The following is a 25,752-nucleotide window of genomic DNA, read 5'->3' as shown; positions in this document are numbered from 1 at the left end:
TGCGGCCGGCCTGCGCGGCGCCACGCCGAACCCCGGCCACAGGCTTTTCCCAAGCCGGACCGGCTTGGCTGTCAGTATGTCCGGAACAGCGATCGAGATCACGCCCCGCACGTCCCCGGGACGGCGCCGGGCCCTGCTGATTCCGCTGACGCTGCTGCTCGCCATCGGGCTCGCCCTGTCCTTCCTGTTCCTGACGGCAAAACCGGCCCCGAGCGTTCCTTTGGGCGCGTCGGCCCTCATCCCGGGGGGAATGGCCAGCATCAGCGAAATCGTCCCGCTGGAAGCGGACGGCTGGCAGCCCGGTGCCAGCGGCGCCGCACTCTCCGGCACCCCGCCCGGGGGAAGCCACCGCGTCCGGCTCGTGGTCCGGCTTACCGCGCTGGACGCCGCAGGCGTGCAGGTGGCTGCCGGCGGCTTCACCGTGACCGGGTTGGGTTCCCTCAAGGCTCAGCCGATCTGGAGCTCCGCGCCGGACACCGCGCTGCGGCAGGGCGAATCGCACGGAACAACGCTGATCTTTGAAGTCCCGGACCGGGCCGTCGCACTGGTACTTGAAGGCCCCGGCAGCTCCCGGCTCTCCATGGGACTGGCCCACCACAGCGGCTAGCCCGCCCGAGGGTTTTCCCAAGCCCGAGGTCGCACGCTGACGGAAGACATTGTAGGTAAAGGGGAAGGCTGGTCACCATGTCCGTTTCACGGCGTCAGGCACTTATTCTCGGCGGCCTCGGCCTGGTCGGGACGGGTCTCGTGACCGTCCCGATTTCCGGCGTCACCGCTAAATCCGCGAGCAAACTCAGCGACAGGGACATGCCCCGCCCCTACCGGACGCCCCTGACGCTGCCCCCCGAACTCCCATACACGACCATCGTCGGCGCCGACGGGCTCCCCGCCCGGCGCTACACCCTGACGCAAAAGCTCTCCACCGCGCAGATCCTGCCCCGGCTGACCACCCCGATCCTGGGCTACAACGGCATCTTCCCCGGCCCCACCCTCCGGATCGAACGGGGCATCCACACGGTGGTCCACATGAGGAACCAGCTGCCGGCCCGGCATCCGTCGCTCGGCCACGCGATGCCGACGTCGACGCACCTGCACGGCTCCGCCTCGCTGCCCCAGTTTGACGGCTACGCGAATGACCTCACACTTCCCGGATTCTTCAAGGACTACCAGTACCCGAACTACCAGCCGGCCCGGACCCTTTGGTACCACGACCACGCGGTCCATTTCAGTGCCCAGAACGTCTACTCGGGACTCGCCGGCCAGTACCTGATCAGCGATCCGGAGGAGAGGGCCCTGCTCCCCCAAGGAAAATTCGATGTCCCGCTGACCATCAGCGATGCCATGTTCGCAGCCAATGGCTCGCTGGGCTTTGACGACCGGGACCACTCCGGGTTGTGGGGTGACGTCATCCTGGTCAACGGGAAGCCCTGGCCCGTGATGAAGGTCCAGCGTCGGGTCTACCGCTTCCGCATCGTCAACGCCTCGATCTCCCGCTCCTACCGCTTCACGCTGAGCACCGGCGATCCCGTCACCGTGGTGGCCACAGACGCCGGGCTCATCCCGGTGGCGCAGACCACCGGCTCCTGGCGGCACGCCAGTGCCGAACGCTACGAAATCCTCATTGACTTCCGGAACTACGCGCCCGGAAGGCGGATCGAGCTGCGCAACCTCTCCAACGACAACAACCGCGACTTCGACAACACCGGAAAGATCATGGCCTTCGACGTCGTGGCCGACCCGGTCGACACCACGGATCCGACCTGGAACCGGATACCTTCCACGCTGGTCCGAAGCCACGCGATGGACCTCACGGCCGCCGCCGCAACCAGGACCCGCAGCTTCCGGACAAAGCACGACGACGTGACCAACATCTGGACCATCAACGACATGACCTGGGAAGAGGTCATCGCCAGCGGGTTCCGGAAGGTGATGGCCAACCCGGCCCTGAACGCCGTGGAAATCTGGGAGTTCCGGAACACTTCGGGCGGCTGGCACCATCCCATGCACATGCACCTGGTCGATTTCCAGATCCTCAGCCGCAACGGCAAGCCCCCCTTCCCCTACGAAAAGGGGCCCAAGGACGTGGTTTATGTCGGAGAAGGTGAAACGGTCCGCGTGCTGGTCCACTTCGGCCCGAACAAGGGCCGCTACATGCTCCACTGCCATAATCTGACGCACGAGGACCACGCCATGATGCTGCAGTTCCGGGTGGGGCTCGGCGAGGATGACGCCGATCCCAACGATCCGATCGGGGCAGCTCCCGCAGTGTGGGACACGGAACAGGACTGAGCGGCGTGCGCCGGCGGGACTGGGGCTGGGCGGGTGTCGGCCTGGGCGCCGTGCTGGCGCTCCGGCTGCTCGTGCTTGAACCGATCACGGTCGGCTCGGTCAGTATGGAGCCGACGATTCCGTCCGGCAGCGTGGTCTGGCTGAACAAGGCCGCGCCCCGCCTCGCTGACATTGAGAGCGGCCAGCTCGTGGTCTTTCCGGAGCCAGAGGTCGGCGAACGTTCGGACGGACTCCTGCTCAAGCGGGTGGTGGCCCGCGCCGGTCAGACCGTCGCCATGAAGGACGGCGTGCTGTTCGTCGACGGAACCCCCGCCCGGGAACCCTACGTCGACCAGCGCACCATCGACGGCGTCTACTTCGGCGCAGTGACGGTCCCGGCCGGCCAGCTGTTCGTCCTGGGCGACAACCGCGAAGCCTCCATAGACTCCCGGGACTTCGGCCCGATCCCGGCGGCCACAGTCGTGGGCACGGTCCTGGGCCAGTGAGCGCCTGGGCCGGTGAGCGCCCATCCCGGTAAGCCCGTCGAGATGCCGGTTTCGAGGATTCGCCACACACTACATCGCGATGGCGGTCCGCTGTCGACTCCTATTTCGCTTTCGAAGCTGCGGACTTCTCCGTGCGGGCGCCGGCGTTGGCGAGGGCGCCGGAGCCGTCTTCCAGATGGGCGCGCATGAACCACTGAAAGAGCTCCAGCTTGCCGGTCTGGCCGATCAGCAGATCTTCCGTGACCGGATCGATGGGCCCGACTTCCTCAATCGCCGTCCGATGGCTGGCCACCACGCCGTTGTAGACCAGATCGAGTGCGGCCAGATGCTCGGCGGTTTTGGCCCGGCCGATGGAGTAGTCGTCCCAGTCGCGGGCGTTGACCATGGCGCCGGGCAGCCCGTTGGGCGAAACCCCCAGGGTGGCCATGCGTTCGGCAGTTTCATCCACCATGGCCCGCACCAGTGCGATCTGCGGGTCCAGCATCTCATGGACTCCGATGAAGTCCCGGCCAACAACATTCCAGTGGGCGTGCTTGAGGGTGAGCTGCAGATCGTTGAGGGCATGAAGCCTTGACTGGAGGATGACTGCGACCTTGTGGCCCTCCTTCAGCTCCAGACCCGGTACGGTAAATCCTGCCAGTTCCTTCTTCTTGCCGGACATAAAAGCCTCCCGTTTCCCGCCGCCGCGTGCCGGCGGATACTCCACGGTAACAATCCGGGGCGGTGCCGTCTACGCCCTGGTTCCGCGAGGCAATGTCACTCACCACACGGTCGACGCCACACGCTGCTCTACAATGACACCGGCACCGCGCATCGCGGCACGTCGGACCCCGAGGGTCGCCCCGCGACCTCCGCGCTAAGCGACGCCGAAGGCCCGTGGCCCGGCGAACCGGACCACGGCTGCCAACCGATGACTGCGCCTAGATCTCCGCCCCCTCCAGCAGCTCCGTCACCAGGGCCGCGATCGGCGAACGCTCCGAGCGGGTCAGGGTCACGTGGCCGAAGAGCGGGTGCCCCTTGAGCGTTTCGACGACGGCGGCAACGCCGTCGTGCCGGCCCACCCGGAGGTTGTCGCGCTGGGCGACGTCGTGGGTCAGGACGATTTTCGAGTTCTGGCCGATCCGGCTCATGACGGTGAGCAGGACGTTCTTCTCCAGGGACTGCGCCTCGTCCACGATCACAAAGGCGTCGTGCAGCGAACGCCCCCGGATATGGGTCAGCGGCATCACCTCAAGCATGCCCCGGCCCATCACTTCCTCCACGACTTCCTGGCTGACCAGCGCCCCCAGGGTGTCGAAGACCGCTTGGGCCCACGGGTTCATCTTCTCGGCCTCGGAGCCGGGCAGGTAGCCGAGCTCCTGGCCGCCCACGGCGTAGAGCGGGCGGAAGACGATCACCTTGCGGTGCTCCCGGCGTTCCAGCACGGCCTCGAGGCCGGCACACAGGGCCAGTGCCGACTTTCCGGTGCCGGCACGTCCGCCGAGGGAGACGATGCCCACGGACGGGTCCATGAGCAAGTCGATCGCCAGCCGCTGTTCGGCGGAGCGTCCGTGCAGTCCGAAGACGTCGCGGTCGCCCTTCACGAGACGGACCTGCTTGTCCGCTCCCACCCGGCCCAGCGCGGACCCCCGGTTGGAGAGCAGGACCAGGCCGGTGTTCGTCGGCAGCTCGGCCGCCTCCGGGATGAAGACCGGCTCGTGGCCGTAGAGCGCGGCGACCTCCTGCTCGGTCGCGTCAATCTCGGCAACCCCGGTCCAGCCCGAGTCCTTGACGAGCTCGTTGCGGTATTCGTCAGCCTGCAGACCCATGGCGGAGGCCTTGACCCGCATCGGAAGGTCCTTGGACACCACCGTCACGTCCCGGCCCTCATTGGCGAGGCTCTTGGCGACGGCGAGGATCCGGCTGTCGTTATCGCCGCCGCGGAAACCGGCCGGGAGGACCTCGGCGGAGACGTGGTTCAGTTCCACCATCAGGGTGCCGCCGTCGTGGCCCAGCGGGATCGGCCGGTTCAGTCCGCCGTGCTCCACCCGCAGGTCATCAAGGAGCCGGAGCGCCTTGCGGGCGAAGTAGCCGAGCTCAGGATCGTGGCGCTTGCCCTCGAGCTCGGTGATGACCACGATCGGCAGGATGACTTCGTGTTCCGCAAAGCGGAGCAGGGCCCGCGGGTCCGAGAGCAGCACCGAGGTGTCGATCACGAAGCTCCGGGCCGGTTCCCTGGTTGCTATCCCTTCCCCGGAAACAGCAAGACCGGCCGCAGCGGACTCCGCTGCACCGGTCTTTTGGGTGGCTCGCTTGGCGCGAGAGGTAGCTTTCTGTCCCTGGTCGGTCACGACGTCGGGCAGTTGTTCAGAAATAGCCACATCGACTCCAGCCCCGGGGCACATGCCCGGAATTGTTAGTGGTGAGGCGGCTCGGCCGTGAGGCCGGACGCGGCCTCCCATACACCCGGTGCGAATATCCGCTCCATGTACCGGCCTCCCCGATCAGCCGGCGGTGTGCCTGCTGATGAGATCAACGTACGCCCCGGTGCGGCGATTTGGTGTCTATTTTCCGGCGATTCTTATTGCGGTCAGATGAACCGCGGGTGAACGGCTCAGGACCCGAAGCGCCGCTGCCTGCCGGCGTAGTCGCGGAGGGCGCGGAGGAAGTCCACTTTCCGGAAAGCGGGCCAGAGGGCCTCGCAGAAATAGAACTCGCTGTAGGCACTTTGCCACATCAGAAAACCGGACAACCGCTGCTCACCCGAGGTCCGGATCACGAGGTCCGGATCGGGCTGGCCGCGGGTGTAGAGGAACCGTGAAATGTCGTCCACGGTCAGCCCGTCGGCCAGTGTCCCGATGTCGGCGCCGCGGTCGACGGCGTCGTGCAGCAGTTCGCGGACGGCGTCGACGATCTCCCGCCGTCCGCCGTAGCCGACGGCGACATTGACGTGGATTTTCTCCCGCACGGGTGTGCGCGCGGTGAGTCTGTTGAGCCGTTCGGCAAGGTAGTCCGGCAGCAGCTCCGGCGCCCCCATGGCGTGCACCGAAATGTCGGCGTCCTCGTCCAGCCGGTCCAGGGTATTGGCGATGATTCCCATGAGCAGATCGAGTTCTTCGCCCGAGCGGTTCATATTGTCAGTGGAGAGCATGTAGAGGGTGACCACCTTGACGCCCAGTTCCTGGCACCAGCCGAGGAACTCGTGGATCTTGTCGGCCCCGGCCTGGTGCCCCTGGCTCGTGGGGGCGTTGAACTGGCGGGCCCACCGCCGGTTGCCGTCCACCATGACGCCGATGTGTTTGGGGATCCGCTCCGGGTCCAGGGACCGCTGGAGCCTGCGCTCGTAGAAGCCATAGAGGAACCCTGGCATTTCCATCCGGAGATTCACCTGGCTTCCTTGAAGGACGACTGCTGTGCAGATCCTAGGCTACCTGCCGGAGGGCGGGGCGGGGGGCACGGCCGGGCCGGGTGTCCCCCGCGGAGCCGTTACCCGCGGGTAACTTACTTGTCCGTAGGATATTATGGCCGGATGGAAAGCAACACTCCTGAGCCCCGGCCGGAACAGCCTGCAGACCCAAAAAAGGGCCCGATGGACGATGCCGCGGTCCGGCTGGCCGAACTCCTGATGATCAAGCCGCAGTGGCGCGGCTGGATCCACACCGTGACGGCTCCGCTGGCGCTGGCGGCCGGCATCGTGCTCGTGGCACTGGCCCCGACGCCGGGGCTGAAAATTGCCTCAGCCATCTACGTCTTCACGGGTGTCCTGCTCTTTGGCATCAGCGCCATCTACCACCGCGGGAACTGGTCCCCGGGCGTCAAGATCGTGCTGAAGCGGCTGGACCATACCAACATCATGCTGGTGATCGCCGGAAGCTATACCCCCCTGGCTTGGGCCCTCCTGGAGCGGCCCAAGGCCGTGCTGCTGTTGTGGGTCATCTGGTCCGGGGCCATCCTTGGGGTGCTGTTCCGGCTGCTGTGGACGGATTCCCCGCGCTGGCTGTACGTGCCGATCTACATCGCGCTGGGCTGCGGCTCCCTGTTCTTCCTGCCCGAGTTCTTCGCCGCCAGCGTGGCCTCGGCCGTGCTGATCTGCGTCGGGGGCGCCCTCTACATCACCGGCGCCGTCTTCTACGCCCTGAAGAAGCCCAACATCAGCTACAAGCATTTCGGCTTCCACGAACTGTTTCACGCCCTGACGGTCGTGGCTTTCGCCGTGCACTACATCGCCATTGCCATCGCCGTCCTCGGCTGATCTCAGGTGAAGCTCGGCCCCGCGAGGTACGCCCTGTCGTGCGGCGTCCACTGGGCGCTTCATTCCGCCATGGCAGCGAGGCGCTCCCGCACTTTCCCGGCAGAACCCAGCGGGAGCCCGCAGACCATCCCGCGGCACAGGAAGACCAGCGGCGAGCCGTCGGCCGCCGCCTCGCGGCCGCGCAGCAGTGGGACCGCACCCTCGGCGGCGGATTCCCCTTCCCGGTCCTGGAGCGCGATCACCAGTCCCGGGCTTGGCGAGAGCAGCAGTTCCCGGTGCAGCGCCGCCCGCGCCGGCGTGGGCGGGCCGACGACGGCGGCCTCCACCGGTCCTGCCAGGGCGGCCTGTGCCGTCGCGAGCAGCCAGCCGGCCGCTCTGGGTGCCGTGGCCGCCAGCGGGGGCAGCAGGGCGAGGATGCTGCCGGCCAGGGTCCGGTGTTCGCTGGAGCCGGACAGCGCGGCGGAGGACAGCAGCGCGCCCGCGAAGGCGGCGGCGCCGCTCGGCGTGGCGCCGTCGAAGGGGTCCAGCGCCGCGCGCCGGCCCTGGGCGTTGAATACCTGCTCCGACTCCCCCGCGGCGTCGCGCAGGGCCCCATCCGAGGCGAACCGCCCGACGGCGGCGGCGACGATATCCTCGGCCAGCCGGTACCAGCGCGCCCGGCCGGTGACGGCGTAAAGCGCGAAGAGGCCCTCGGCGCAGAAGGCATAATCCTCCAGCAACCCGCCGATCCCCCGGGCCAGTCCCTGGTGGGAGACCCGCATCAGGGTGCCGCGTGCTCCCCCGGATCCGGCGCTCCAGTGCACCCGCTCGAGGTAGGCCGCTATGCGTTCCGCGGCCGCCACGAGTCCGGGCCGTTCCAGCACGGCGCCGGCATCGGCCAGCGCCGCAACGGCCAGCCCGTTCCAGCCGGCCACCACCTTGTCGTCGCGGGCCGGCTGCGGCCGGTGTGAGCGCGCTGCCAGGAGCACCGGCCGGACCCGCTGCCAAAGCGCCGTGTCCGCGGCGTCCATGGCCCGCCCGGGATGCAGCGGGGAGCCGTCCGCGGTGACGGTGCCGCGGGCCGTGACGTTCATTAAACGGGCGACGGCGGCGCCGTCCCCGGACCCCAGCAGCCCGGCGAGGTCCGCGGCGGTCCAGAGGTAGGTGCCCCCCTCGGTGTGCGCTCCGTCCACTACGGTGTCGGCGTCGAGGGAAGACGCCAGCGCCCCGGGATGGGACGCCGGCCCGGACTTGTCCGTTCCCGGTTCCGGCGGCACTGTCAGTCCAAGCGATGCGATGAGCCAGTCCGCGGTGCGGCCGGCGACGTCGGCGGCGTCGGCCGCGGGGTACTCTGCGGCTCCGCCGAGCCGGACCCAGTGGACGTAGACGCGCAACAGCTGGGCATTGTCGTAAAGCATTTTCTCGAAGTGCGGGACGGACCAGTCGCGGCTGACGGAATAGCGGGCGAAGCCGCCGTCGAGCTGGTCAAACAGGGCTGAACGGGACATCGCGGCGAGGGTGCGGCCGGCCATCTCCCGGGCTGCGTCCGCGGTACCGGACCCTGCGGCGGCGTGCCGGACCAGGAACTCCAGGACTGCGGAGGGCGGGAACTTCGGTGCGGTGCCGAATCCTCCGCCGGAGGGGTCTTCGGCACCGGCCAGCGCGTGCACGGCGTCGGAGAGCAGGGCCGAGCCGATGGGGTCGGGAGGGCCGTCCAGCCGCACCGCGGAGCCGAACTGCGCGGCTGCAAGGCCGCGGGCCAGAGTGTCGGCATTCTGTACCAGCGCGTCGCGGCGCTCGAGCCAGGCTTCGGTCACGGCCTCGAGGACCTGCCGGAAGGAGGGCCTGCCCGGCAGCGGCCGGGGCGGAAAGTAGGTTCCTGCGTGGAAGGCCCGGCCGTCCGGCAGCAGGAAGACGGACATCGGCCAGCCGCCTTCCCCGGTGATCGCCTGGGTCGCGGCCATGTAAACGGCGTCGACGTCGGGCCGCTCTTCGCGGTCCACTTTGACGGCTACGAAGCTGGCGTTCAGGTAGTCCGCGGTGCCCTGGTCCTCAAAGGATTCGTGCGCCATAACGTGGCACCAGTGGCAGGCCGCGTAGCCGATCGAGAGGAACACGGGGACGTCGCGGGCGGCGGCAAAGGCGAAAGCCTCATCCCCGAAGGGCCGCCAGTGCACCGGGTTCCCGGCGTGCTGCCGCAAATAGGCAGAGGGTTCCCCGCCCAGGGCGTTGGCCGCCTCGGGGAAAGTCGGGGACGGATCCCGGTCAGCGGGTCCCGGGCCCTGCATCGCCGTTGATTTCCGGCCGGCTGCCGGCGGTGCCGGCAGAATCCTGCGGGGACTGGAGCCCCGGGGCCTTGACGTCCGGGGACTTTGCGCCCGGGGACTGCGTTTGCGGGGACCTTACGTCCCTGGACTGTGGTTGCCGGTCCCGGGCGGCGTCGTCGGGCTCTGCCGCTTCGGCGGCGGCCCGCTCTTCTTCGACTTGGGCGCGGTAGCGGACCCGGCGGATGCGCCGCACCATGTCCACGATCAGCAGCGCCGTCAGCAGCACAATGAAGGCTGTCAGCAGGAAGCCCAGGAGGCCGGGTGTCACCTGGTCCTGGGAAAGTCCCGGACGCAGCGACGGTGATGGGGCGGGCGCCGGGGCTGTTGCCAGAGCGGTGAGCATGGAATGCACGGATAAAACCTTCTGTGGGACTGATAGCGGCCCGAGGCCGGGGCTTCGGGGCTACTTCTGGACGACTGCTGTTCCGGCTCGCTGCAACTTCCCTGCTACGCAGTTCCACGCGGCATGTAAATTGCCTGCCGGGTCTATCTTAGCCCGGCGAAGAAGTCCTTTTCGGGCAGATCGGCAGGGATCCTGGACTGGATCAGCGAGTAGTCCTCCCATGGCCAGACGCGGCGCTGCATCGCCGGTGACACGGCGAAGAAGAAGCCACCCGGGTCCACCTGGGTGCGGTGGGCGCGCAGGGCGTCGTCCCGGGCTTCAAAGAAGTCCCCGCACTCGATCTGCGTGGTGGTGGGGTGGGTCGGCGCCGGCGGCGTGTGGCCTTCCGCGTCGGTCTCAAGCCACGCGGCGAGCCTTTCGGCGTAGGGCGACTGGAGCCCGGACTCCTCCAGCGCGTAGTGCAGGGCGCGGAAGCGTTCGGGGCTGAAGGCGCGGTCGTAGTAGAGCTTGCTGGGCGCCCAGGCCTCGCCGGTTCCCGGGTACCGGGCCGGATCGCCGGCCGCCTCGAACGCCTCGACCGCGACGCGGTGCGCCATGATGTGGTCCGGGTGCGGATACCCGCCGTTCTCGTCGTAGCTGAGGATCACCTGCGGCCTGAACGTCCGGACCAGCCGGACCAGGGGCGCAGCCGCCCGCTCCAGCGGCAACGTCGCGAAAGAGCCCACCGGCAGCGGCGGCAGCGGATCGCCTTCCGGCAGCCCCGAATCGACGAATCCCAGCCAGCGCTGACTGACACCGAGGACCCCGGCGGCGCGGTCCATCTCGAGCCGCCGGGCGCCGGCCATGTCGCGCTTGGGGTGCGGCTTGCCTTCCATCTCAGGGTTCTGGATGTCACCGCGGGAGCCGTCGGTGCAGGTCGCCACCAGGACGTCGACGCCGGCCGCGGCGTACATCGCCATGGTGGCGGCGCCCTTGCTGGACTCGTCGTCGGGATGGGCGTGGACGGCCAGCAGCCGAAGCGGCGCGGACGGGCTGGGGGACGCTGTCATCGTGGGACGGCTCCTCTTTCTACGGGTCTTCGTGTGCGGGACTGATGATGCGGGACTTCGAGTGCGGAACTGCTGCTGCGGAACTGCTGCTGCGGGTCTTCTGGCGGGAATACGGGCCGCAGCGGCGGCGCGGACAATGCCCGTCCCGATCCAGCCTAAACTGGACTGGTGACTTCCAAGGATCAGCCTGCCGCGCCCGCGTCGGCGTCTACCAACCTAGCCAATCGTTACGGCGGCAAAAAGCGCGCCTTGGGCGGCAGTGCCAGGCGGGCCATCCTGGTTGCCGCCCTCGCGGGGGGGATCGGGTTCATGGCCTGGATCTCGACCTCGAATGCCACGGAGAGCATCACCTTCAAGGACATCGGCTACAGCACTCCGGACGCCACCGTGGCGGAGATTGATTTCCAGGTCACCAAGGAACCGTCAACGGACGCCAAATGCGCCGTCAAGGCGCTGGATGCCAAGTTCGCGGTGGTCGGCTGGAAAGTCGTGGACATCGCCCCCAATGCCACCGACGCCGGCTCCGACGGCGGCCGCACCACCGCCCACCGGGCGCTCCTCCGCACGGAATCCCAGGCTGTGTCCGGCGTCGTCGACAGTTGCTGGCTTCCCGACGCCGCCGAGTAGCCCCGCCACCCCGACCCCGGCCCCGACCCCGACCTCGATATCGACCTCGACCTCGACCTCGACCTCGACCTCGACCTCGACAAGGGTTGCCGCAGTGGCGGGTACTACGGTGTGATCCACACCGCAGGCTTCTTTGGTATATCCACAGGATTGACTACAATGGATCAATACCTTTTCCCCGCCGAGCTGGTTGCTGAGTCCCAAAAGTGGCCGCCGTGGCGGGGTCTTTGCTTGTTTGACCATAAGGAGAAGTCCATGTCTACCACCAACAGCGCAACAGCAGCTTGGCTCACCCAGGAAGCTTTTGACCGCCTGAAGGCAGAGCTGGACCACCTCTCCGGCCCCGGCCGGGCGGAAATCGTGCAGAAGATCGAAGCGGCCCGCCAGGAAGGCGACCTCAAGGAGAACGGCGGCTACCACGCGGCCAAGGAGGAGCAGGGCAAGATCGAGGCCCGGATCCGCCAGCTGACCGCGCTGCTCCGGGACGCGCACGTGGGCGAATCCCCGGCTGATGACGGAATCGTCGAGCCCGGGATGCTGGTCGTTGCCAGGATCGCCGGCGAGCAGGAGACCTTCTTGCTCGGGTCCCGTGAAATTGCCGGCGACTCAGACCTCGACGTCTTCAGCGAAAAGTCCCCGCTGGGCGCGGCCATCGTCGGCCACCAGCAGGGCGACAAGCTCAGCTACACTGCCCCGAACGGCAAGGTCATCCCGGTGGAGATCATCTCCGCCAAGCCGTACGCCGGCTGACACCCGCACCTACCGACCCACCGGAAAGTCCCTGCCTCGGCGGGGACTTTCTGCTTTCCGCGGCCCTGGCGGTCATTTTTGTTCGTTCGTCGGGGGTCAAACGGAGCCCGGACCTTTTCGCGCCGGCGGGACATGCCCATTTTCCGCACCCGGGACCGGGTATTCTTCACACCAAGGGGCGAGTTCCGGGCACAATGACACTATGTCCATCCGCTGCCCCCGGCGCTGGGCATGTCCTTTTGGGCGGGTGTGCAGTCCAATTGTCCAGTCCAGCGGGACATGTCCATTTTTAGCACCCGGGACCGGACACAATGACACTATGTCCATCCGCTGCCCCCGGCGCTGGGCATGTCCTTTTGGGCGGGTGAGCAATCCAATTGTCCAGTCCAGCGGGACAGCTCCGGCCCGGCGGGCACGTTCCGCCCGCTGGCTGTTTTCGTTGACCTGGCCAGCCGCAGGTTTCGTTGGCGGCGCTCCTTCCCGGTTACTTGCCGCCACAGCTCCTATCGGCCCGGGGAAGGCCCGGATTCCCGCTGGCTTGTGGCGCGGGGCGCCGAAGTAACTGGGCAGGAACGTCGCAGCCCGTCGCGTTGGGCTGGTCCGGCCAAGCGTTGGGCGGGTCCGGCGGCCCGGAATCTGGCTTCGCCGCAGGGGACATGTCCATTTTTCGCACCCGGGACCGGGCACAATGACACTATGTCCGCCCGCTGCCCCCGGCGCGGGGCATGTCCCAGAGCCCGGTCGGGCAGCGCCCGGACCCGTGACGAACTAAAGAAAATGCCCACCAGCCGGCGGGCCGGCGTCGTAGTGCTAACGCCCGCTGAGCTGCGTTCCGGCGCGCCGGTTGCTCAGGAGCAGGGCGGCCAGGACGCCCCCGATGGCGCCGCCGAGGTGCGCCTGCCAGGAAACGAAGCTCGCCACGGACGGCAGGATGCCGAAGAGGATGCCGCCGTAGCTCAAGAACAGCACGACGGACAGCAGAATCTGCCACCAGTTGCGGTTGAAGAAGCCGCGCACCAGCAGGAACGCGAAGAGCCCGAAGACCAGGCCGGACGCCCCCACGGTGATGTTGAAGCCGCCGATCAGCCACACCATCACCCCGGATCCCAGCCAGCTCGAGGCCAGGGCCGTGGCGAACACCCGCCGGCCGGACAGGAACACGAGGAAGCCGAAGATGACCAGCGGCAGCGTGTTGGAGAAGAGGTGCGCCAGATTGGCGTGCAGCAGCGGAAACGTCAGGATGTCCAAGATCCCGTCGAGCCGCCGCGGCCGCAGCCCGAAGGTCCCGTTGAGGGTATGCAGCATCAGGGTATTGACGATTTCGATCAGATACAGCAGCAGCACGAACGAGCCCACCACCAGCAGGCCCTTCCGGGCACGCACCGCAGTCGTTTCGGCGGACGGGGGCCTGTCGTTGCGCGTGGAGTCAAGCATCATGGACCCTAGTGAACCACGATCGGCTGGAAGCCCTCGGCCCGGAGTGCCGCGAGGACCTGCTCGCAGTGCTCGTGGCCCTTGGTTTCCAGGTTCACCGTGATGGAGACGTCGCCCATGCTGATAGACCCGCCCACCCGGGTGTGGTCCAGACCGGTGACGTTGGCGTCGTTCTCGGCGATGATCCGGGCGATCGTGGCCAGCGAACCGGGACGGTCGTCCAGCATCATCCGCACGGTCATGTAGCGGCCGGCGGCGGAGAGCCCGCGCTGGATGACCTTGAGCATCAGCATCGGGTCGATGTTGCCTCCGGAGAGGACGACGGCGACGGTTCCGGGACGCTCGATCTTGCCTTCCATCAGCGCCGCGATGCCCACGGCGCCAGCGGGCTCCACCACCATCTTGGCGCGTTCCAGCAGGAAGATCAGCGCGCGGGCCAGGGCGTCCTCGCTGACGGTGACGACGTCGTCGACCAGTTCGCGGATGATGCTGAAGGGCAGCTGGCCGGGCCGGCCGACGGCAATGCCGTCGGCCATGGTGGAGACGCGCTTGAGCGGGACCAGCGCGTCCGCGGCGAGCGACGGCGGGTAGGCGGCTGCGTTTTCGGCCTGGACCCCGATGATCCGGATTTCACGGCCGAGTTCCTTGGCCCTGGCCTTGACGGCCACGGCCACGCCGGCGAGCAGCCCGCCGCCGCCGACTCCCATCAGGATGGTGTCCACGTCGGGGATCTGTTCGAGGATTTCGAGGCCCACCGTGCCCTGGCCGGCAACGACGTCGACGTCGTCGAAGGGGTGGACAAAGACGGCGCCGGTCTCATCGGCGTAGCGCTTCGCCTCGGCGAGGGCCTCGTCCACGTTGTGGCCGTGCAGCACCACTTCAGCCCCGTGGCTTCGGGTGGCCGCGAGCTTGGGCAGGGCAACACCGAGGGGCATGTAGATGCGGGCCTTGATGCCGAGACTCTTCGCCGCGACCGCGACGCCCTGGGCGTGGTTGCCGGCAGAGGCCGCGACGACGCCGCGCTTCTTTTCCGCCGGGGAAAGTTTAGCCATCCGCACGTAAGCGCCGCGGACCTTGAAGGAGCCGGCGCGCTGCAGATTCTCGCACTTGAGGTAGACCTCGGCGCCCACCATGGTTCCGAGGGCCCGGGAGGATTCGACCGGCGTCCGGGTAATGATCCCGTCGAGCAGCTTCTGCGCCGCCAGGACATCGTCCAGCGTGACGGGCAGGCTCTCAAGGTTGTTCACTAACTAGTCTCCTTCTCGGATCAGGCTGCGGTCCGGACGGTACGTCAGGCCCCGGTGTCCCGTCCGGCATCGCCGCCCGGGGCACCGCGGTGCTGTGCGGCGCCATCGCCGCTGCCGGGGGCTTGACTCGGCAGGCGGACGTCCCGCACGGTGTTCTCTGTGCCGGCTGCCGGGGCAAGGACGGCCTGAAGACCCGCGGCCGCCAGCACCTCATCATGTTCCCACGTTCTGCCGGCAATATAGCGAATCGACGAGTTTGCTACGGCCAGGATCGGCACGGAGAAGAGGGCCCCGGGGATACCGGCGAGGTAGGAGCCGGCCGCGACGGACAGGATCACGGCGACGGGATGCAGCGACACGGCCTTGCCCATCACGAGCGGCTGCAGGATGTGGCTCTCGAACTGCTGCACCAGCAGCACGATCCCCAGCATGATCAGGGCATTGACCGGGCCGTTGGCCACGAGGGCCAGCAGAACGGCAACAGCGCCGGTGACGAGGGCGCCGACGATCGGGATGAAGGAGCCCAGGAACACCAGGACGCCCAGCGGCAGCGCCAGCGGAACACCAATGATGGCGGCACCGGCACCGATCCCGATGGCGTCCACGAAAGCCACGAACATCTGGATCCGCGCGTAGCTGACCATCGAGGTCCAGCCCTTGCGGCCGGCCCCGTACGCGGCGGCACGGGCCTTCCGGGGGAGCAGGCGGACGATGAACGCCCAGATCCGGTCGCCTTCGAGCAGGAAGAAGATCAGGACGAACAACGCCAGGACCAGGCCGGCGGCGAAGTGTCCTGCGGTGCTGCCGAAGTTCAGCGCCCCGCTCAGGATGCTGCTGCTGTTGGTCTGCAGCGCCGCGGAGGCTTCCTTGATGTACTGGTCGATCTGGGCCGCCGTCAGGTGCAGCGGGCCCTCGGAGAGCCAGGCCTGGACCTGCTGGACCCCGGCGAGCGCCTCTGTCCACAGTTCGCCGAATCCGGTCGCAAGCTGCCGGCCCACGAGTGTCAGCGCGCCGGCGATGACTCCGAGGAAGCCGAGGACGGTGACCGCTACGGAGAGGCCCCTGGGCACCCGGTGCCGTGTCAGCCAGCGCGTGACGGGGCTGAGCAGGCCCGCCAGCAGGGCTGCCACCATGACCGGGATAATCAGGAAACTCACCCTGCCGAGCAGCCAGACCAGCGCACCGGCTACCAGCAGGATAAGGCCGATCCGCCAGGCCCAGGAGGCCGCCATCCGTACGCCGTAGGGAATGTCCTGGTCCAGCTCACTGTCCGTGAGTGCCCGGCGGGGAACCTGGGCAGTATCTGCAGGGCGTTGCGGGGCGGCGTCGTCAGCTGGCGTCATAACCCTATGATTCACCAGCGGCGGCCGGATGCGAAAACCCCTGATCCAGGCACTGATCCAGGGAAGCGCTGATACCCCATGTCATGGTGAACCGCTCGCCCGGGTCCAGCCAGCGCAGGCCGTCGCCGCTGTTGAAGGCGTTGGCCGGCCCGGTCATGGGCTCGATCGCCACCGCCTTGGGCCGGCCCGGGAAGTTTGTGGTCACGAAGACATGGACGTAGCCGCAGGTCGCGTCCTGCCACAGGGTCACGCTCCGCCCGTCCGGGGCGCGGAGCGTGTGCCGGGCGAGGCCGCCGTCGAACTCCAGGTCCGTGAAGGCGGAGTCGAGGTCCAGACCGGCTACGGGCCGGCCGGCGCGCAGGTCGAAGTCGCCGCCCACCGGTTCGGTACCGCGCGGGATCAGGCGGTCATCCGTCACCAGCCGGGTCCGGGCGCGGACCGTCACGGTGAGGTCCTCACTCGGCACCTCGCCCAGCCGGAGGTAGGGATGGGCGCCCAGGACAAACGGTGCCGGCTCCGGCGCGTCGTTGATGAGCGTCTGCCGGACCACCAGGCCGAGGTCGTCGGCCAGTTCGTAGCGCACCCGGTGGCGCAGCAGGAACGGGTAGCCGTGCTGCGGGAAAATTGCCGCTTCCAGTGTCACGGAAAATTCGGACTCGTCCACGAGATCGTAGGTGGAATTGCGCAGCAGCCCGTGGCTGGCGTTGTTGTTCGCGACCTCGGTGATGTCCAGCTGCTGCTTTTTGCCGTTGAGGTGCCAGACGCCGTCTTCCACCCGGTTGGCCCACGGCGCCAGCGTGATCCCGGTGGCGCCCGGCGGGATCTCCTCGTCGCCGTAGCTTTCGGTCAGCTGCGTGCCGCCGCGGCTGTACAGCCGGAGGCCGGCGGCCAGTCCGGTGACGACGGCGAGCGCGTCGCCGCGCCGCAGCTCGTACTGCCTTCCCGAGGCGTAGCGCCGCGGGGAGCCGTCGAGGGCGGCAGCGCGGGGTCCGCCGGGGGCCCCGCTATCAGCGGCGTGAAGGGAGGATGAGTTTGTCAGGTCCATGGCACCACCGTACCGAGCCGAACACCAAGCCGTATACCGTGGAGCCATGACCAGCACGGAGGACCTTGCGGCCCGCTTCGAATCCGTCTTCGGCGCGGCACCCGACGGCGTGTGGCGGGCGCCCGGCCGCGTCAACCTGATTGGCGAACACACCGACTACAACGAGGGTTACGTGCTGCCCTTCGCCATCGACAGGGCCGCCCGGGTGGCGGTCCGCGTCCGGCCGGACTCCACGCTGCGGCTGCTGTCCACCTTCGGCAACCAGGGACTGACGACGGCGGATGCCGGCGCCCTGCAGCGCGCAACGGCGCGCGGCTGGACCAAGTACCCGCTGGGCGTCCTGTGGGCCCTGCAGCAGCGCGGAGTCCGCATCCCCGGGCTGGACCTGCTGCTGGACTCAGATGTCCCCCGGGGCGCCGGGCTGTCCTCCTCCCATGCCATCGAGTGCGCCGTCGTCTGCGCGCTCAACGAGCTCACCGCTGCGGGGCTCGGCGCCGAGGACATGGTCCTGGCCACGCAGAGCGCGGAAAACGACTTCGTCGGATCCCCCACGGGCATCATGGACCAGTCCGCGTCCCTGCGCGGCGCTGCGGGCCACGCCATCTTCCTCGACTGCCGGGACCAGTCCCTCCGCCTGGTGCCGTTCGACGCCGAAAGCGCCGGGCTGGTCACGCTCGTGATCGACACCAGGGTGTCGCACTCCCATGCCGGCAGCGGCTACGCCTCCCGGCGCGCCTCCTGCGGACTGGGCGCCGAAGTGCTCGGGGTCCAGGCCCTGCGCGACGTCCGGCCCGCGGATCTGGGGGACGCCAGCGCCCTGCTGGATCCGGTAACGTTCCGCCGTGTGCGGCATGTGGTCACGGAGAATGACCGCGTACTGCAGGCCGTAGCGCTCCTCGGCAGCGCAGGTCCGACGGCGATCGGCCCGCTGCTCGACGCCAGCCACGCCTCAATGCGGGACGACTTTGACATCTCCTGCCCCGAGCTGGACCTTGCGGTGGAGACCGCGCGCTCCGCCGGCGCGATCGGCGCCCGGATGACCGGGGGCGGCTTCGGCGGCTCGGCGATTGCGCTCACCCCGGTGGACGCGGAGCAGCGGGTCCGGGCCGCCGTCGAACGCGCCTTCGCCCGGGCCGGATATGCCGCACCGGACATCTTCGGCGTGCGCCCGGCGGCGGGTGCCATCCGCGTGGGATGACCGGGGCGTAGGCTGGGCGCATGCCCGACGCCGTGATCGTTTCCACTGCCAGAAGCCCCATCGGGCGCGCCTTCAAGGGCACGCTGAAAGACGAGCGGCCCGACGACCTGGCCGCCGCGATGGTGACCGCGGCCCTGGCCCGGATCCCGTCCTTCGACGCCGCGGACCCCACCGGCCGCGGCCTGGATGACCTCTATCTTGGCTGTGCCGAGCCAAGCGGGGAAGCCGGCTCCAACATGGCCCGCGTGGTGACCATCCTGGCTGGACTGGACAACGTCCCCGGCGCCACCATCAACCGATTCTGTGCCTCCAGCCTGCAGACCCTTCGGATGGCGTTCCACGCCATCCGGGCCGGCGAGGGGCACGCGTTCGTCTCCGCCGGGGTGGAGGCCGTGTCCCGCTACCGCGATTGGGCCGGGGCCGGGGAGACCGACGCCGGCACCCACAATCCGCTCTTCGACGCCGCCCGGCAGCGCACCGCGGCCCGGGCCGCCGCTAACACGCCGTGGACCGACCCCCGGCTGGGCGGTCGGATGCCGGACATCTACCTTTCCATGGGCCAGACGGCCGAGAATGTCGCCACGAGCTACGGCATCAGCCGGGCGGACCAGGACGCCTGGGCGGTGCTGAGCCAGAACCGGGCCGAAGCGGCCATCGCCGCGGGCTTCTACGCCCGGGAGATCACGCCCTACACCCGCAAGGACGGCACCGTGGTGGACCGGGACGATTCTCCCCGGGCGGGCGTCACATTCGAGTCCGTCAGCGCCCTGCAGCCCGTTTTCCGCGGCTCGGGCACGGTCACTGCCGGCAACGCCTGCCCGCTGAACGACGGCGCCGCCGCCGTCGTCGTGATGAGCGATGTGCGGGCCCGCGAACTCGGGCTGGAACCGCTCGCACGGATAGTCTCCACCGGCGTCAGCGCCCTGTCCCCCGAACTCATGGGCATGGGCCCTGTCGAGGCGACCCGGCGGGCGCTGACGCTTGCGGGGCTGGGCATCGGGGACATCGACCTCGTGGAGCTCAACGAGGCCTTCGCCGTCCAGGTGGTCGCGAGCGCCAAGGAACTCGGAATCGATCACCACAAGCTCAATATCCACGGCGGTGCCATCGCCCTGGGCCACCCGTTCGGCATGACCGGCGCCCGGATGACCACCACCTTACTGAACGGGCTTCGGGAACGGGACGCGGGCCTGGGCCTGGCCACCCTGTGCGTCGGCGGCGGGCAGGGCATGGCGGTGGTGCTGGAGCGGCTGAGCTGAGCTTGGTTCCTCCCCGGCGCGAATGAGTCTGTTGGACGGTGACGTGCGGATGATTCCGTGGGCCGGTGCAGCGCGGGCCGGTGCAGCGCGGGCCGGTCAAGCGCGGGCCGGTCAAGCGCCAACCGGACACAAGCAGAGCGGGCCCCGCCGTCTGGCGGGGCCCGCTCTTGTCTGTGACTAACAGTCTGTTGTCTGTGACTGACAGTTAGCCGCTACGGCTAGTCGTTGCCGCGGAGGATTGAGAGCAGGCGGATGATTTCCACATAGAGCCAGACCAGGGTCACTGTCAGGCCGAAGGCCGCGGTCCAGGCGAAGCGCTGCGGGGCGCCGTTGCGGACGCCGGCTTCGATGCTGGTGAAGTCCATGATCAGCGAGAACGCGGCCAGGCCGATCGCCAGCACGCCGATGAAAACGCCCAGCGGGATGCCGAAGATTTCGACGCTGGTGCTCAGGCCGAAGGGGGATTTAACGGCGCCGGTCCACACCATGACCATGTTGACCAGCGCGAAGACCGCGTAGCCGATCATGGCGATCATAAAGAAACGCATGGCCTTCGGGGTAGCCCGGACCTTGCCGCTCCTGAAGAGCACCAGAGTCACGGCGAATACGGACAGGGTGCCGATCACGGCCTGCAGGCCGACGCCCGGGAACATTCCGTCGAGGATCCGGGTCAGGCCGCCGAGGAAAAGGCCCTCCAGTGCGGCGTAGGCCAGGATGAGCGCCGGTGAGGGCTGCTTCTTGAAGGTGTTGACGAGGGCGAGCGCGAATCCGCCCAGCGCGCCGACGATCATCAGCAGATTGGCCAGGCCGGGCGCCACCACGAGGGTAACGGCCGCACCGGCGATCACGGCGCCAAGGCAGAGCGCGGTCTTGACGATGACGTCGTCGTAAGTCATACGTCCCGTGTCCGCAGGGCCGGCGGCGGGCCGGTTGTACATGTCCTGGAGCTGGTCCTGGGTCATGCCCTGCTGGGCAGCGTTCCAGCCCTGGCCGTTCATGACCTGGCCCGGTGCCTGGCCGTAGGGGCCCTGGCCGTAGGCCTGCGGGGCAGGCGGTGCCTGGGTTGCTCCACGGAAATTCTTTCCGTTGAAGACTGGGTTTCCGCCAAGTGCCATTACTGGTGTCCTCCAAATAAAGGGGGTGGATGATGTTCCGGTGGTGAACTGCGGGCGATTGCCTACATCCCACGCTACCAATTTCCACGGCTGACCGGCAGTGTTAGTTCCCGGGAAGGACCTGCCGCAACCCAACCGTGATCTGCGGCAGCCCCTTGCGCAGAGCGATTGTTTAGGCATACTCGGAATCAACAAAAGTTTTCTTTAGCACGGGTAAATCGTGCTGAGTGCCGAGCTACACGGTTGTTACCGGATCGCGACGTTCTGCCTGCTCGCGACGGCATTCTTTGCCCTGAACGGGCTGTAACATTGGCCAAGCAGGGTGACGGATATCACAAGCTGTACCGCTCCAACCGCATCGCATAACGCACCACCCCTCGTCACCCTGACTGTTCGCAGCGGTTGCAAAGGCGCAACCCACACCACCCCCCTGTGGAGGTTTTCATTTTGAGAAGTACACCGAGAGGCCTGTTGCTGAGACGGCGCGGCAGACTGCTGAAAGCTGTGGGGGCTGTTTTCGCCGCCGTGGCAGCACTACTGCTGATCGTCGCCCCGGCATCGGCCGCCACGACCCCCTCGCCGGCACCATCCCCGTCGGCAACCACGTTCCAGAACAGCATCAGCGGCTTCCTGCGCGGCGATGACCGTACGCCGATCGCTGACGTCACCATCTCCGCCACAAGCGGTGACTTCACGGGAACCGCGAAATCGGGTGCCAACGGCGCCTGGACCATCGGCGTCCCCACCCAGGGCACCTATGAGGTCAAGCTGGATGATTCCACGCTTCCGGATGGCATCAAGCTCGCCGACGGCCAGGAAAACCCCCGCAAGGTCACCTTCAGCCAGACCTCCAACCTCTCCGTGATCTTCGCCTTCGGCGAGGGCATCGTTGTGCAGCAACAGGATTTCGGCCAGAACCTGATCAACCGCCTTGTCGCGGGCCTGAGCTTCGGCCTCCTGTTGGCTCTGGCATCGGTGGGCCTATCGCTGATCTTCGGCACCACCGGACTGACCAACTTCGCCCATGGTGAAATGGTCACCCTCGGCGCTGTCCTGGTCTTCGCCTTCAACGCCATGAACCTGCCGTTCTGGCTGGCGATCGTGCTTGCCCTGCTCGGCGGCGGACTATTCGGCTACGTCCAGGACGCCGGCCTGTGGAAGCCGCTGCGCCGCCGCGGCACCGGCCTGGTTCCGATGATGATCGTCAGCATCGGCCTCGCCCTGGCCGTCCGCTACGTGATCCAGTTCTTCTTCGGCGGCGCCACACAACAGCTGCCGTTCGCCCAGAGCGCGGAAATCCAGATCGGCCCGGTCTCCATCTCCCCCAACAACCTCTGGTCCCTCGTAATCAGCGCCGTCGTTATCGCCATCCTTGGTGTTGTCCTGCTCAAAACCCGGCTCGGCAAAGCCACCCGCGCGGTGGCCGACAACCCGGCCCTGGCAGCGGCCTCCGGCATCGACGTCGACTCGGTCATCCGGATTGTCTGGGTCACCGGCGGCATGCTGGCCTCCCTCGGCGGCATCCTCTGGGCCTACTACCGGCCCGGTGTCACCTTCGACATGGGTTCGCAGATCCTGCTACTCATCTTCGCCGGCGTCACCCTGGGTGGTCTCGGCACGGTCTGGGGCGCCCTGCTCGGATCCATCATTGTCGGCATCTTCGTGGAGCTGACCACCGTGTTCGGCCTCGCCGCCGACCTCAAATACGTGGGAGCACTGTTCATCATGATTATTGTCCTCTTGATCCGGCCCCAGGGTATCCTGGGCCGTCGCGAGCGCGTGGGTTAGGAGACAGCCATGGACTTCGGATTCATTCTTTCAAGCGCTGCAGGGGAACTGTTCAGCCCGACGACGGCGGCCTACGCCCTCGCCGCGCTCGGCCTTGCGGTTCACTTCGGCTACGCCGGCCTGCTCAACTTCGGCCAGGCCGGCTTCATGGCGGTGGGTGCCTACGGCTTCGCCATCTCCACTCTGACCTTCGGCGCCCCGTTCTTCGTGGGGCTGCTGATCGCGGTGGTCGCCGCGGCCATCTTCGCCCTACTCCTGGGTATTCCAACCCTCCGGCTGCGCGCCGATTACCTGGCCATCGTGACGATCGCCGCGGCGGAAATCGTCCGCTACATCGTCACCACCAACCAGCTGACCGCCGTGACCGGCTCGGCCAACGGCCTTGCCGCCTTCGAGGGCGGGTTCTATGCCATGAACCCCTTCCCCGAGGGCTCCTACCTGGGCATGAACAACAGGGACTTCTTCATCCGCGTCGTCGCCTGGATTGTCGTCATCATCTGCTGCACCCTGGTGTGGCTCCTGATGCGCAGCCCATGGGGCCGTGTCCTCAAGGGCATCCGCGAGGACGAAAACGCCGTCCGCTCCCTGGGCAAGAACGTGTACGCCTACAAGATGCAGGCCCTCATCATCGGCGGTGTGCTCGGCGCGCTGGCGGGAATGGTCTTTACGCTCCCCCGCGGCGCGGTCCAGCCGGCCAACTACGGCACGGAGCTGACGTTCTTTCTCTACACCTGCCTGCTGCTCGGCGGCCTCGGCACGGTGCTGGGGCCCGTCGTCGGCGCGATGATCTTCTGGGTGGTGCTGTCCCTCACACAGGGCGTCCTGTATGGCCTGATCGAATCCGGCGCCGTGACCTGGCTGAACACAGTCCAGGCCGGCCAGCTGCGGTACATCCTCGTGGGTATCGCGCTGATGCTGCTGATGATCTTCCGGCCCCAGGGCGTCTTCGGCAACAAGAAGGAGCTGGCGTTCGCATGAGTACGCAGAGCGAAGAATTTGGCACTACAGGCACCACAAGCAGCACAGAGACCATTGACTACATGACGGATACGCGTCCGATTGCCGCCGGGGAGATAGCGCCCGGCTGCAAGAAGCGCGATCCGATCGTGGTGGCGGAGAACGTCACCCGCAGCTTCGGCGGCATCAACGCCGTCGACGTCGAATACCTTGAAATTCCGCGGCACAAGATCACGGCGCTGATCGGCCCCAACGGCGCGGGCAAGACCACCCTGTTCAATCTGCTCACCGGCTTCGACACGCCCAACTCGGGCAAGTGGCAGTTCGAAGGCAACAGCATTGCCGGCGTCTCCTCGTACAAGGTTGCCCGCATGGGTATGGTCCGCACGTTCCAGCTGACCAAGGTCATGGGCAAGCTCACCGTCATGGAAAACATGCGCCTCGGCGCCTCCGAACAGTCCGGCGAGCGGCTCTCCAAGGCCCTGTTCAAGGGAATCTGGGGCGGCCAGGAAAAGAAAATCACCGAAGAAGCCAACGTGCTGCTGGAGAAGTTCAAGCTCGACGCCAAGAAGGACGACTACGCCGCGTCCCTCTCCGGCGGCCAGCGCAAGCTGCTGGAGATGGCCCGTTCGCTCATGGTGCGGCCCAAGCTGGTCATGCTGGACGAGCCGATGGCCGGTGTGAACCCGGCCCTGACGCAATCCCTGCTGGACCACATCAAGAACCTCAAGGCCGAGGGCATGACCGTATTGTTCGTCGAGCACGATATGCATATGGTCCGCCACATCGCCGACTGGGTGGTGGTCATGGCCGAAGGCAAGATCGTGGCCGAAGGCCCGCCCGCCGAGGTGATGAAGAACCCGGCCGTGATTGACGCCTACCTGGGCGCCCACCACGATGTGGACCTGGGCGATGCGGAGGGCATCAAGGAGCTCGCCGCCGAGCTCGAAGCCGACGAGGAGTCGATCGTCGGCACCGAAAACGCCGGCCTCATCGCCGCCGACGTCATTGCGGCCGAGGCGGCTGCGCCGGAGGCCAACGGGACGACGCATGGCAGGCGCAGCGCCGACGAGCCGAACCGCACAGAGAAGGACACACAATGAGCGCCACCAGCGCGGCCCCCGCCGCCAAGCCCGTCCATGATGAGGATTCGGTGGTCAAGGTCACCGACCTGGTGGCCGGTTACATCCCCGGAGTGAACATCCTCAACGGCTGCAGCATCGAGGCCCGCAAGGGTGAGCTGATCGGCATCATCGGCCCCAACGGCGCCGGCAAGTCGACGCTGCTGAAGGCGATGTTCGGGCTGGTCAAGGTCCACTCGGGTTCAGTTGTGGTCCGTGGCCAGGACATCACCGGGCTCAAGGCCAACAAGCTGGTCAGCCGGGGCGTGGGCTTCGTTCCGCAGAACAACAACGTGTTCGCAGCCCTGACCATCGAGGAGAACATGCAGATGGGCATGTTCCAGCGGCCCAAGGACTTCGCGGAGCGCTTCGATTTCGTCACGGGGCTCTTCCCGGAACTTGGCAAGCGGCGCGCCCAGCGGGCCGGTTCACTCTCCGGCGGCGAACGCCAGATGGTGGCCATGGGCCGGGCCCTGATGATGGATCCGGCCGTGCTGCTGCTCGATGAGCCCTCGGCGGGCCTCTCCCCGGTCAAGCAGGATGAGACCTTCCTCCGGGTCCACGAGATCAACCGTGCCGGCGTCTCCGTGATCATGGTGGAGCAGAACGCACGACGCTGCCTGCAGATCTGTGACCGGGGCTACGTGCTGGACCAGGGCAAGGACGCCTACACCGGCACCGGCCGTGAGCTCATGAAGGATCCCAAGGTCATCCAGCTGTACCTGGGCACCCTGGCCGACACGGTCGAGTAGCGCTTCGGGCAGTATCCCCAGCAGGAGGGCCGTCACCAGCCGGTGGCGGCCCTTTTGCGTGCCCGGGGGTGCTGCCAGTCGGTGTTCTTGCCCACCAGCCCCCCCTCAGATCGACGACGGCGTCACGCGGCGCAGGGTTATGGGCGGACACACCGCGGGCTGAGGCGGGTTTCCGCCGTCGGACGCTCCCCTGGTTGCCTGAATTCTGCTGTGCGTGACGGGCCCGCCGCTGCTGCCCCGCCAGCGTGGGTCCGCCCGGGCCCGCCCCTCCCCCGCACGCAAGAAACCCCCGTCCGGAGTGGACGGGGGTTTCTTGTGGCTAGGTGCGTGGGTCATTAGTCGGGTAGCGGCGGGTTCTCGATTTTGGGTTTAAATCGCCGGGCCGGTTCCCGGGATTCGGCAGGGTCTCTGGG

23 protein-coding genes are annotated in these 25,752 nt (G+C 67.6%); 12 read left to right on the top strand and 11 right to left on the bottom strand.

Features of this window, described 5'->3' with window-relative positions; genetic code table 11:
• Window positions 1-76 precede the first annotated feature (76 nt).
• The 3 genes from RCH07_RS14705 to lepB all read left to right on the top strand — a co-directional run bounded on the left by RCH07_RS14705 (window position 77) and on the right by lepB (window position 2,774).
• Window positions 77-607, top strand: a complete 531-nt coding sequence (locus tag RCH07_RS14705) for a hypothetical protein (protein ID WP_326968222.1) — start codon at window positions 77-79, stop codon at window positions 605-607.
• A 77-nt stretch (window positions 608-684) separates the two neighbouring features.
• Window positions 685-2,289 (top strand): multicopper oxidase family protein, encoded by a 1,605-nt coding sequence (locus tag RCH07_RS14700; protein ID WP_326968221.1) that lies wholly within the window; start codon window positions 685-687, stop codon window positions 2,287-2,289.
• Entirely contained in the window at window positions 2,268-2,774 is a 507-nt protein-coding gene (gene lepB / locus RCH07_RS14695) for a signal peptidase I (protein WP_326968220.1), read from the top strand. The genes RCH07_RS14700 and lepB overlap by 22 nt, the downstream gene beginning before the upstream one ends.
• 100 nt (window positions 2,775-2,874) lie before the next feature.
• On the opposite strand, the gene RCH07_RS14690 is transcribed toward lepB, so the two are convergent.
• The 3 genes from RCH07_RS14690 to RCH07_RS14680 all read right to left on the bottom strand — a co-directional run bounded on the left by RCH07_RS14690 (window position 2,875) and on the right by RCH07_RS14680 (window position 6,129).
• Window positions 2,875-3,435 (bottom strand): Dps family protein, encoded by a 561-nt coding sequence (locus RCH07_RS14690; RefSeq protein WP_326968219.1) that lies wholly within the window; start codon window positions 3,433-3,435, stop codon window positions 2,875-2,877.
• Window positions 3,436-3,694: 259 nt separating this feature from the next.
• The gene (locus RCH07_RS14685; protein ID WP_326968218.1) at window positions 3,695-5,134 is read right to left on the bottom strand and encodes a PhoH family protein; all 1,440 of its coding nucleotides are present in this window, start codon (window positions 5,132-5,134) and stop codon (window positions 3,695-3,697) included.
• Between the two features lie 233 nt (window positions 5,135-5,367).
• The gene (locus RCH07_RS14680) at window positions 5,368-6,129 is read right to left on the bottom strand and encodes an isoprenyl transferase (protein WP_326968239.1); all 762 of its coding nucleotides are present in this window, start codon (window positions 6,127-6,129) and stop codon (window positions 5,368-5,370) included.
• Window positions 6,130-6,342: 213 nt separating this feature from the next.
• Between RCH07_RS14680 and trhA the strand changes: the two genes are divergently transcribed.
• Window positions 6,343-7,005, top strand: a complete 663-nt coding sequence (gene trhA, locus RCH07_RS14675; RefSeq protein ID WP_326968238.1) for a PAQR family membrane homeostasis protein TrhA — start codon at window positions 6,343-6,345, stop codon at window positions 7,003-7,005.
• A gap of 59 nt (window positions 7,006-7,064) precedes the next feature.
• Here the strand turns inward: trhA and RCH07_RS14670 are convergent, their stop codons facing one another.
• From RCH07_RS14670 to mca, 3 genes are all read right to left on the bottom strand, one after another.
• Window positions 7,065-9,272: a thioredoxin domain-containing protein gene (locus RCH07_RS14670; RefSeq protein ID WP_326968217.1), complete on the bottom strand. Its 2,208-nt coding sequence runs from the start codon at window positions 9,270-9,272 to the stop codon at window positions 7,065-7,067.
• Entirely contained in the window at window positions 9,250-9,654 is a 405-nt protein-coding gene (locus tag RCH07_RS14665) for a hypothetical protein (RefSeq protein ID WP_326968237.1), read from the bottom strand. The genes RCH07_RS14670 and RCH07_RS14665 overlap by 23 nt, the downstream gene beginning before the upstream one ends.
• Window positions 9,655-9,797: 143 nt before the next feature.
• Window positions 9,798-10,703, bottom strand: coding sequence for a mycothiol conjugate amidase Mca (mca, locus tag RCH07_RS14660; RefSeq protein ID WP_326968216.1), 906 nt, complete (start codon window positions 10,701-10,703; stop codon window positions 9,798-9,800).
• Between the two features lie 168 nt (window positions 10,704-10,871).
• On the opposite strand from mca, the gene RCH07_RS14655 reads away from it, so the two are divergent.
• Window positions 10,872-11,330: a DUF4307 domain-containing protein gene (locus RCH07_RS14655; protein ID WP_326968215.1), complete on the top strand. Its 459-nt coding sequence runs from the start codon at window positions 10,872-10,874 to the stop codon at window positions 11,328-11,330.
• Window positions 11,331-11,585: 255 nt separating this feature from the next.
• Window positions 11,586-12,080: a transcription elongation factor GreA gene (gene greA, locus RCH07_RS14650; protein ID WP_326968214.1), complete on the top strand. Its 495-nt coding sequence runs from the start codon at window positions 11,586-11,588 to the stop codon at window positions 12,078-12,080.
• Window positions 12,081-12,890: 810 nt separating this feature from the next.
• On the opposite strand, the gene RCH07_RS14645 is transcribed toward greA, so the two are convergent.
• From RCH07_RS14645 to RCH07_RS14630, 4 genes are read right to left on the bottom strand one after another with little or no spacing between them, the layout of a single operon-like run.
• On the bottom strand, window positions 12,891-13,514 hold the full coding sequence (locus RCH07_RS14645) for a rhomboid family intramembrane serine protease (protein ID WP_326968236.1): 624 nt from the start codon (window positions 13,512-13,514) through the stop codon (window positions 12,891-12,893).
• Between the two features lie 8 nt (window positions 13,515-13,522).
• Entirely contained in the window at window positions 13,523-14,761 is a 1,239-nt protein-coding gene (gene ilvA / locus RCH07_RS14640; RefSeq protein ID WP_326968213.1) for a threonine ammonia-lyase, read from the bottom strand.
• A 44-nt stretch (window positions 14,762-14,805) separates the two neighbouring features.
• A complete protein-coding gene (locus tag RCH07_RS14635) occupies window positions 14,806-16,104 on the bottom strand; it encodes an AI-2E family transporter (RefSeq protein ID WP_326968212.1) in 1,299 nt (432 codons plus the stop codon).
• Between the two features lie 4 nt (window positions 16,105-16,108).
• Window positions 16,109-17,149 (bottom strand): aldose 1-epimerase family protein, encoded by a 1,041-nt coding sequence (locus RCH07_RS14630; protein ID WP_326968211.1) that lies wholly within the window; start codon window positions 17,147-17,149, stop codon window positions 16,109-16,111.
• Between the two features lie 46 nt (window positions 17,150-17,195).
• Between RCH07_RS14630 and galK the strand changes: the two genes are divergently transcribed.
• A complete protein-coding gene (gene galK, locus RCH07_RS14625) occupies window positions 17,196-18,347 on the top strand; it encodes a galactokinase (protein ID WP_326968210.1) in 1,152 nt (383 codons plus the stop codon).
• 20 nt (window positions 18,348-18,367) lie between these two features.
• Entirely contained in the window at window positions 18,368-19,606 is a 1,239-nt protein-coding gene (locus tag RCH07_RS14620; RefSeq protein ID WP_326968209.1) for an acetyl-CoA C-acetyltransferase, read from the top strand.
• Between the two features lie 218 nt (window positions 19,607-19,824).
• Here the strand turns inward: RCH07_RS14620 and RCH07_RS14615 are convergent, their stop codons facing one another.
• On the bottom strand, window positions 19,825-20,721 hold the full coding sequence (locus RCH07_RS14615) for a Bax inhibitor-1/YccA family protein (RefSeq protein ID WP_326968208.1): 897 nt from the start codon (window positions 20,719-20,721) through the stop codon (window positions 19,825-19,827).
• Between the two features lie 504 nt (window positions 20,722-21,225).
• Between RCH07_RS14615 and RCH07_RS14610 the strand changes: the two genes are divergently transcribed.
• Genes RCH07_RS14610 through RCH07_RS14595 form a run of 4 tightly spaced genes read left to right on the top strand, consistent with a single transcriptional unit; the run spans window position 21,226 to window position 25,339 of the window.
• Entirely contained in the window at window positions 21,226-22,509 is a 1,284-nt protein-coding gene (locus RCH07_RS14610; protein ID WP_326968207.1) for a branched-chain amino acid ABC transporter permease, read from the top strand.
• Between the two features lie 9 nt (window positions 22,510-22,518).
• Entirely contained in the window at window positions 22,519-23,487 is a 969-nt protein-coding gene (locus RCH07_RS14605; RefSeq protein ID WP_326968206.1) for a branched-chain amino acid ABC transporter permease, read from the top strand.
• Window positions 23,484-24,569 carry an ABC transporter ATP-binding protein gene (locus tag RCH07_RS14600; RefSeq protein ID WP_326968205.1) on the top strand — a complete coding sequence of 362 codons (1,086 nt, stop codon included), beginning with the start codon at window positions 23,484-23,486 and terminating at the stop codon, window positions 24,567-24,569. Before RCH07_RS14605 ends, RCH07_RS14600 begins: the two co-directional genes overlap by 4 nt.
• Window positions 24,566-25,339: an ABC transporter ATP-binding protein gene (locus RCH07_RS14595; protein ID WP_326968204.1), complete on the top strand. Its 774-nt coding sequence runs from the start codon at window positions 24,566-24,568 to the stop codon at window positions 25,337-25,339. The genes RCH07_RS14600 and RCH07_RS14595 overlap by 4 nt, the downstream gene beginning before the upstream one ends.
• The last annotated feature ends 413 nt before the right edge of the window (window positions 25,340-25,752 follow it).

This window comes from Arthrobacter sp. CG_A4, from assembly GCF_035985125.1.
Classification (GTDB): domain Bacteria; phylum Actinomycetota; class Actinomycetes; order Actinomycetales; family Micrococcaceae; genus Arthrobacter.
This window is presented reverse-complemented; position numbering and strand designations above follow the sequence as displayed.

Coding starts and splice junctions, on each gene's coding strand:
- RCH07_RS14705 (WP_326968222.1), top strand. CDS start 77: ATGTCCGGAACAGCGATCGAGATCACGCCCCGCACGTCCCCGGGACGG.
- RCH07_RS14620 (WP_326968209.1), top strand. CDS start 18,368: ATGCCCGACGCCGTGATCGTTTCCACTGCCAGAAGCCCCATCGGGCGC.
- RCH07_RS14600 (WP_326968205.1), top strand. CDS start 23,484: ATGAGTACGCAGAGCGAAGAATTTGGCACTACAGGCACCACAAGCAGC.
- RCH07_RS14630 (WP_326968211.1), bottom strand. CDS start 17,149: ATGGACCTGACAAACTCATCCTCCCTTCACGCCGCTGATAGCGGGGCC.
- mca (WP_326968216.1), bottom strand. CDS start 10,703: ATGACAGCGTCCCCCAGCCCGTCCGCGCCGCTTCGGCTGCTGGCCGTC.
- galK (WP_326968210.1), top strand. CDS start 17,196: ATGACCAGCACGGAGGACCTTGCGGCCCGCTTCGAATCCGTCTTCGGC.
- RCH07_RS14670 (WP_326968217.1), bottom strand. CDS start 9,272: ATGCAGGGCCCGGGACCCGCTGACCGGGATCCGTCCCCGACTTTCCCC.
- RCH07_RS14665 (WP_326968237.1), bottom strand. CDS start 9,654: ATGCTCACCGCTCTGGCAACAGCCCCGGCGCCCGCCCCATCACCGTCG.
- RCH07_RS14605 (WP_326968206.1), top strand. CDS start 22,519: ATGGACTTCGGATTCATTCTTTCAAGCGCTGCAGGGGAACTGTTCAGC.
- RCH07_RS14645 (WP_326968236.1), bottom strand. CDS start 13,514: ATGCTTGACTCCACGCGCAACGACAGGCCCCCGTCCGCCGAAACGACT.
- trhA (WP_326968238.1), top strand. CDS start 6,343: ATGGACGATGCCGCGGTCCGGCTGGCCGAACTCCTGATGATCAAGCCG.
- RCH07_RS14595 (WP_326968204.1), top strand. CDS start 24,566: ATGAGCGCCACCAGCGCGGCCCCCGCCGCCAAGCCCGTCCATGATGAG.
- RCH07_RS14680 (WP_326968239.1), bottom strand. CDS start 6,129: ATGGAAATGCCAGGGTTCCTCTATGGCTTCTACGAGCGCAGGCTCCAG.
- RCH07_RS14635 (WP_326968212.1), bottom strand. CDS start 16,104: ATGACGCCAGCTGACGACGCCGCCCCGCAACGCCCTGCAGATACTGCC.
- RCH07_RS14700 (WP_326968221.1), top strand. CDS start 685: ATGTCCGTTTCACGGCGTCAGGCACTTATTCTCGGCGGCCTCGGCCTG.
- RCH07_RS14690 (WP_326968219.1), bottom strand. CDS start 3,435: ATGTCCGGCAAGAAGAAGGAACTGGCAGGATTTACCGTACCGGGTCTG.
- RCH07_RS14615 (WP_326968208.1), bottom strand. CDS start 20,721: ATGGCACTTGGCGGAAACCCAGTCTTCAACGGAAAGAATTTCCGTGGA.
- greA (WP_326968214.1), top strand. CDS start 11,586: ATGTCTACCACCAACAGCGCAACAGCAGCTTGGCTCACCCAGGAAGCT.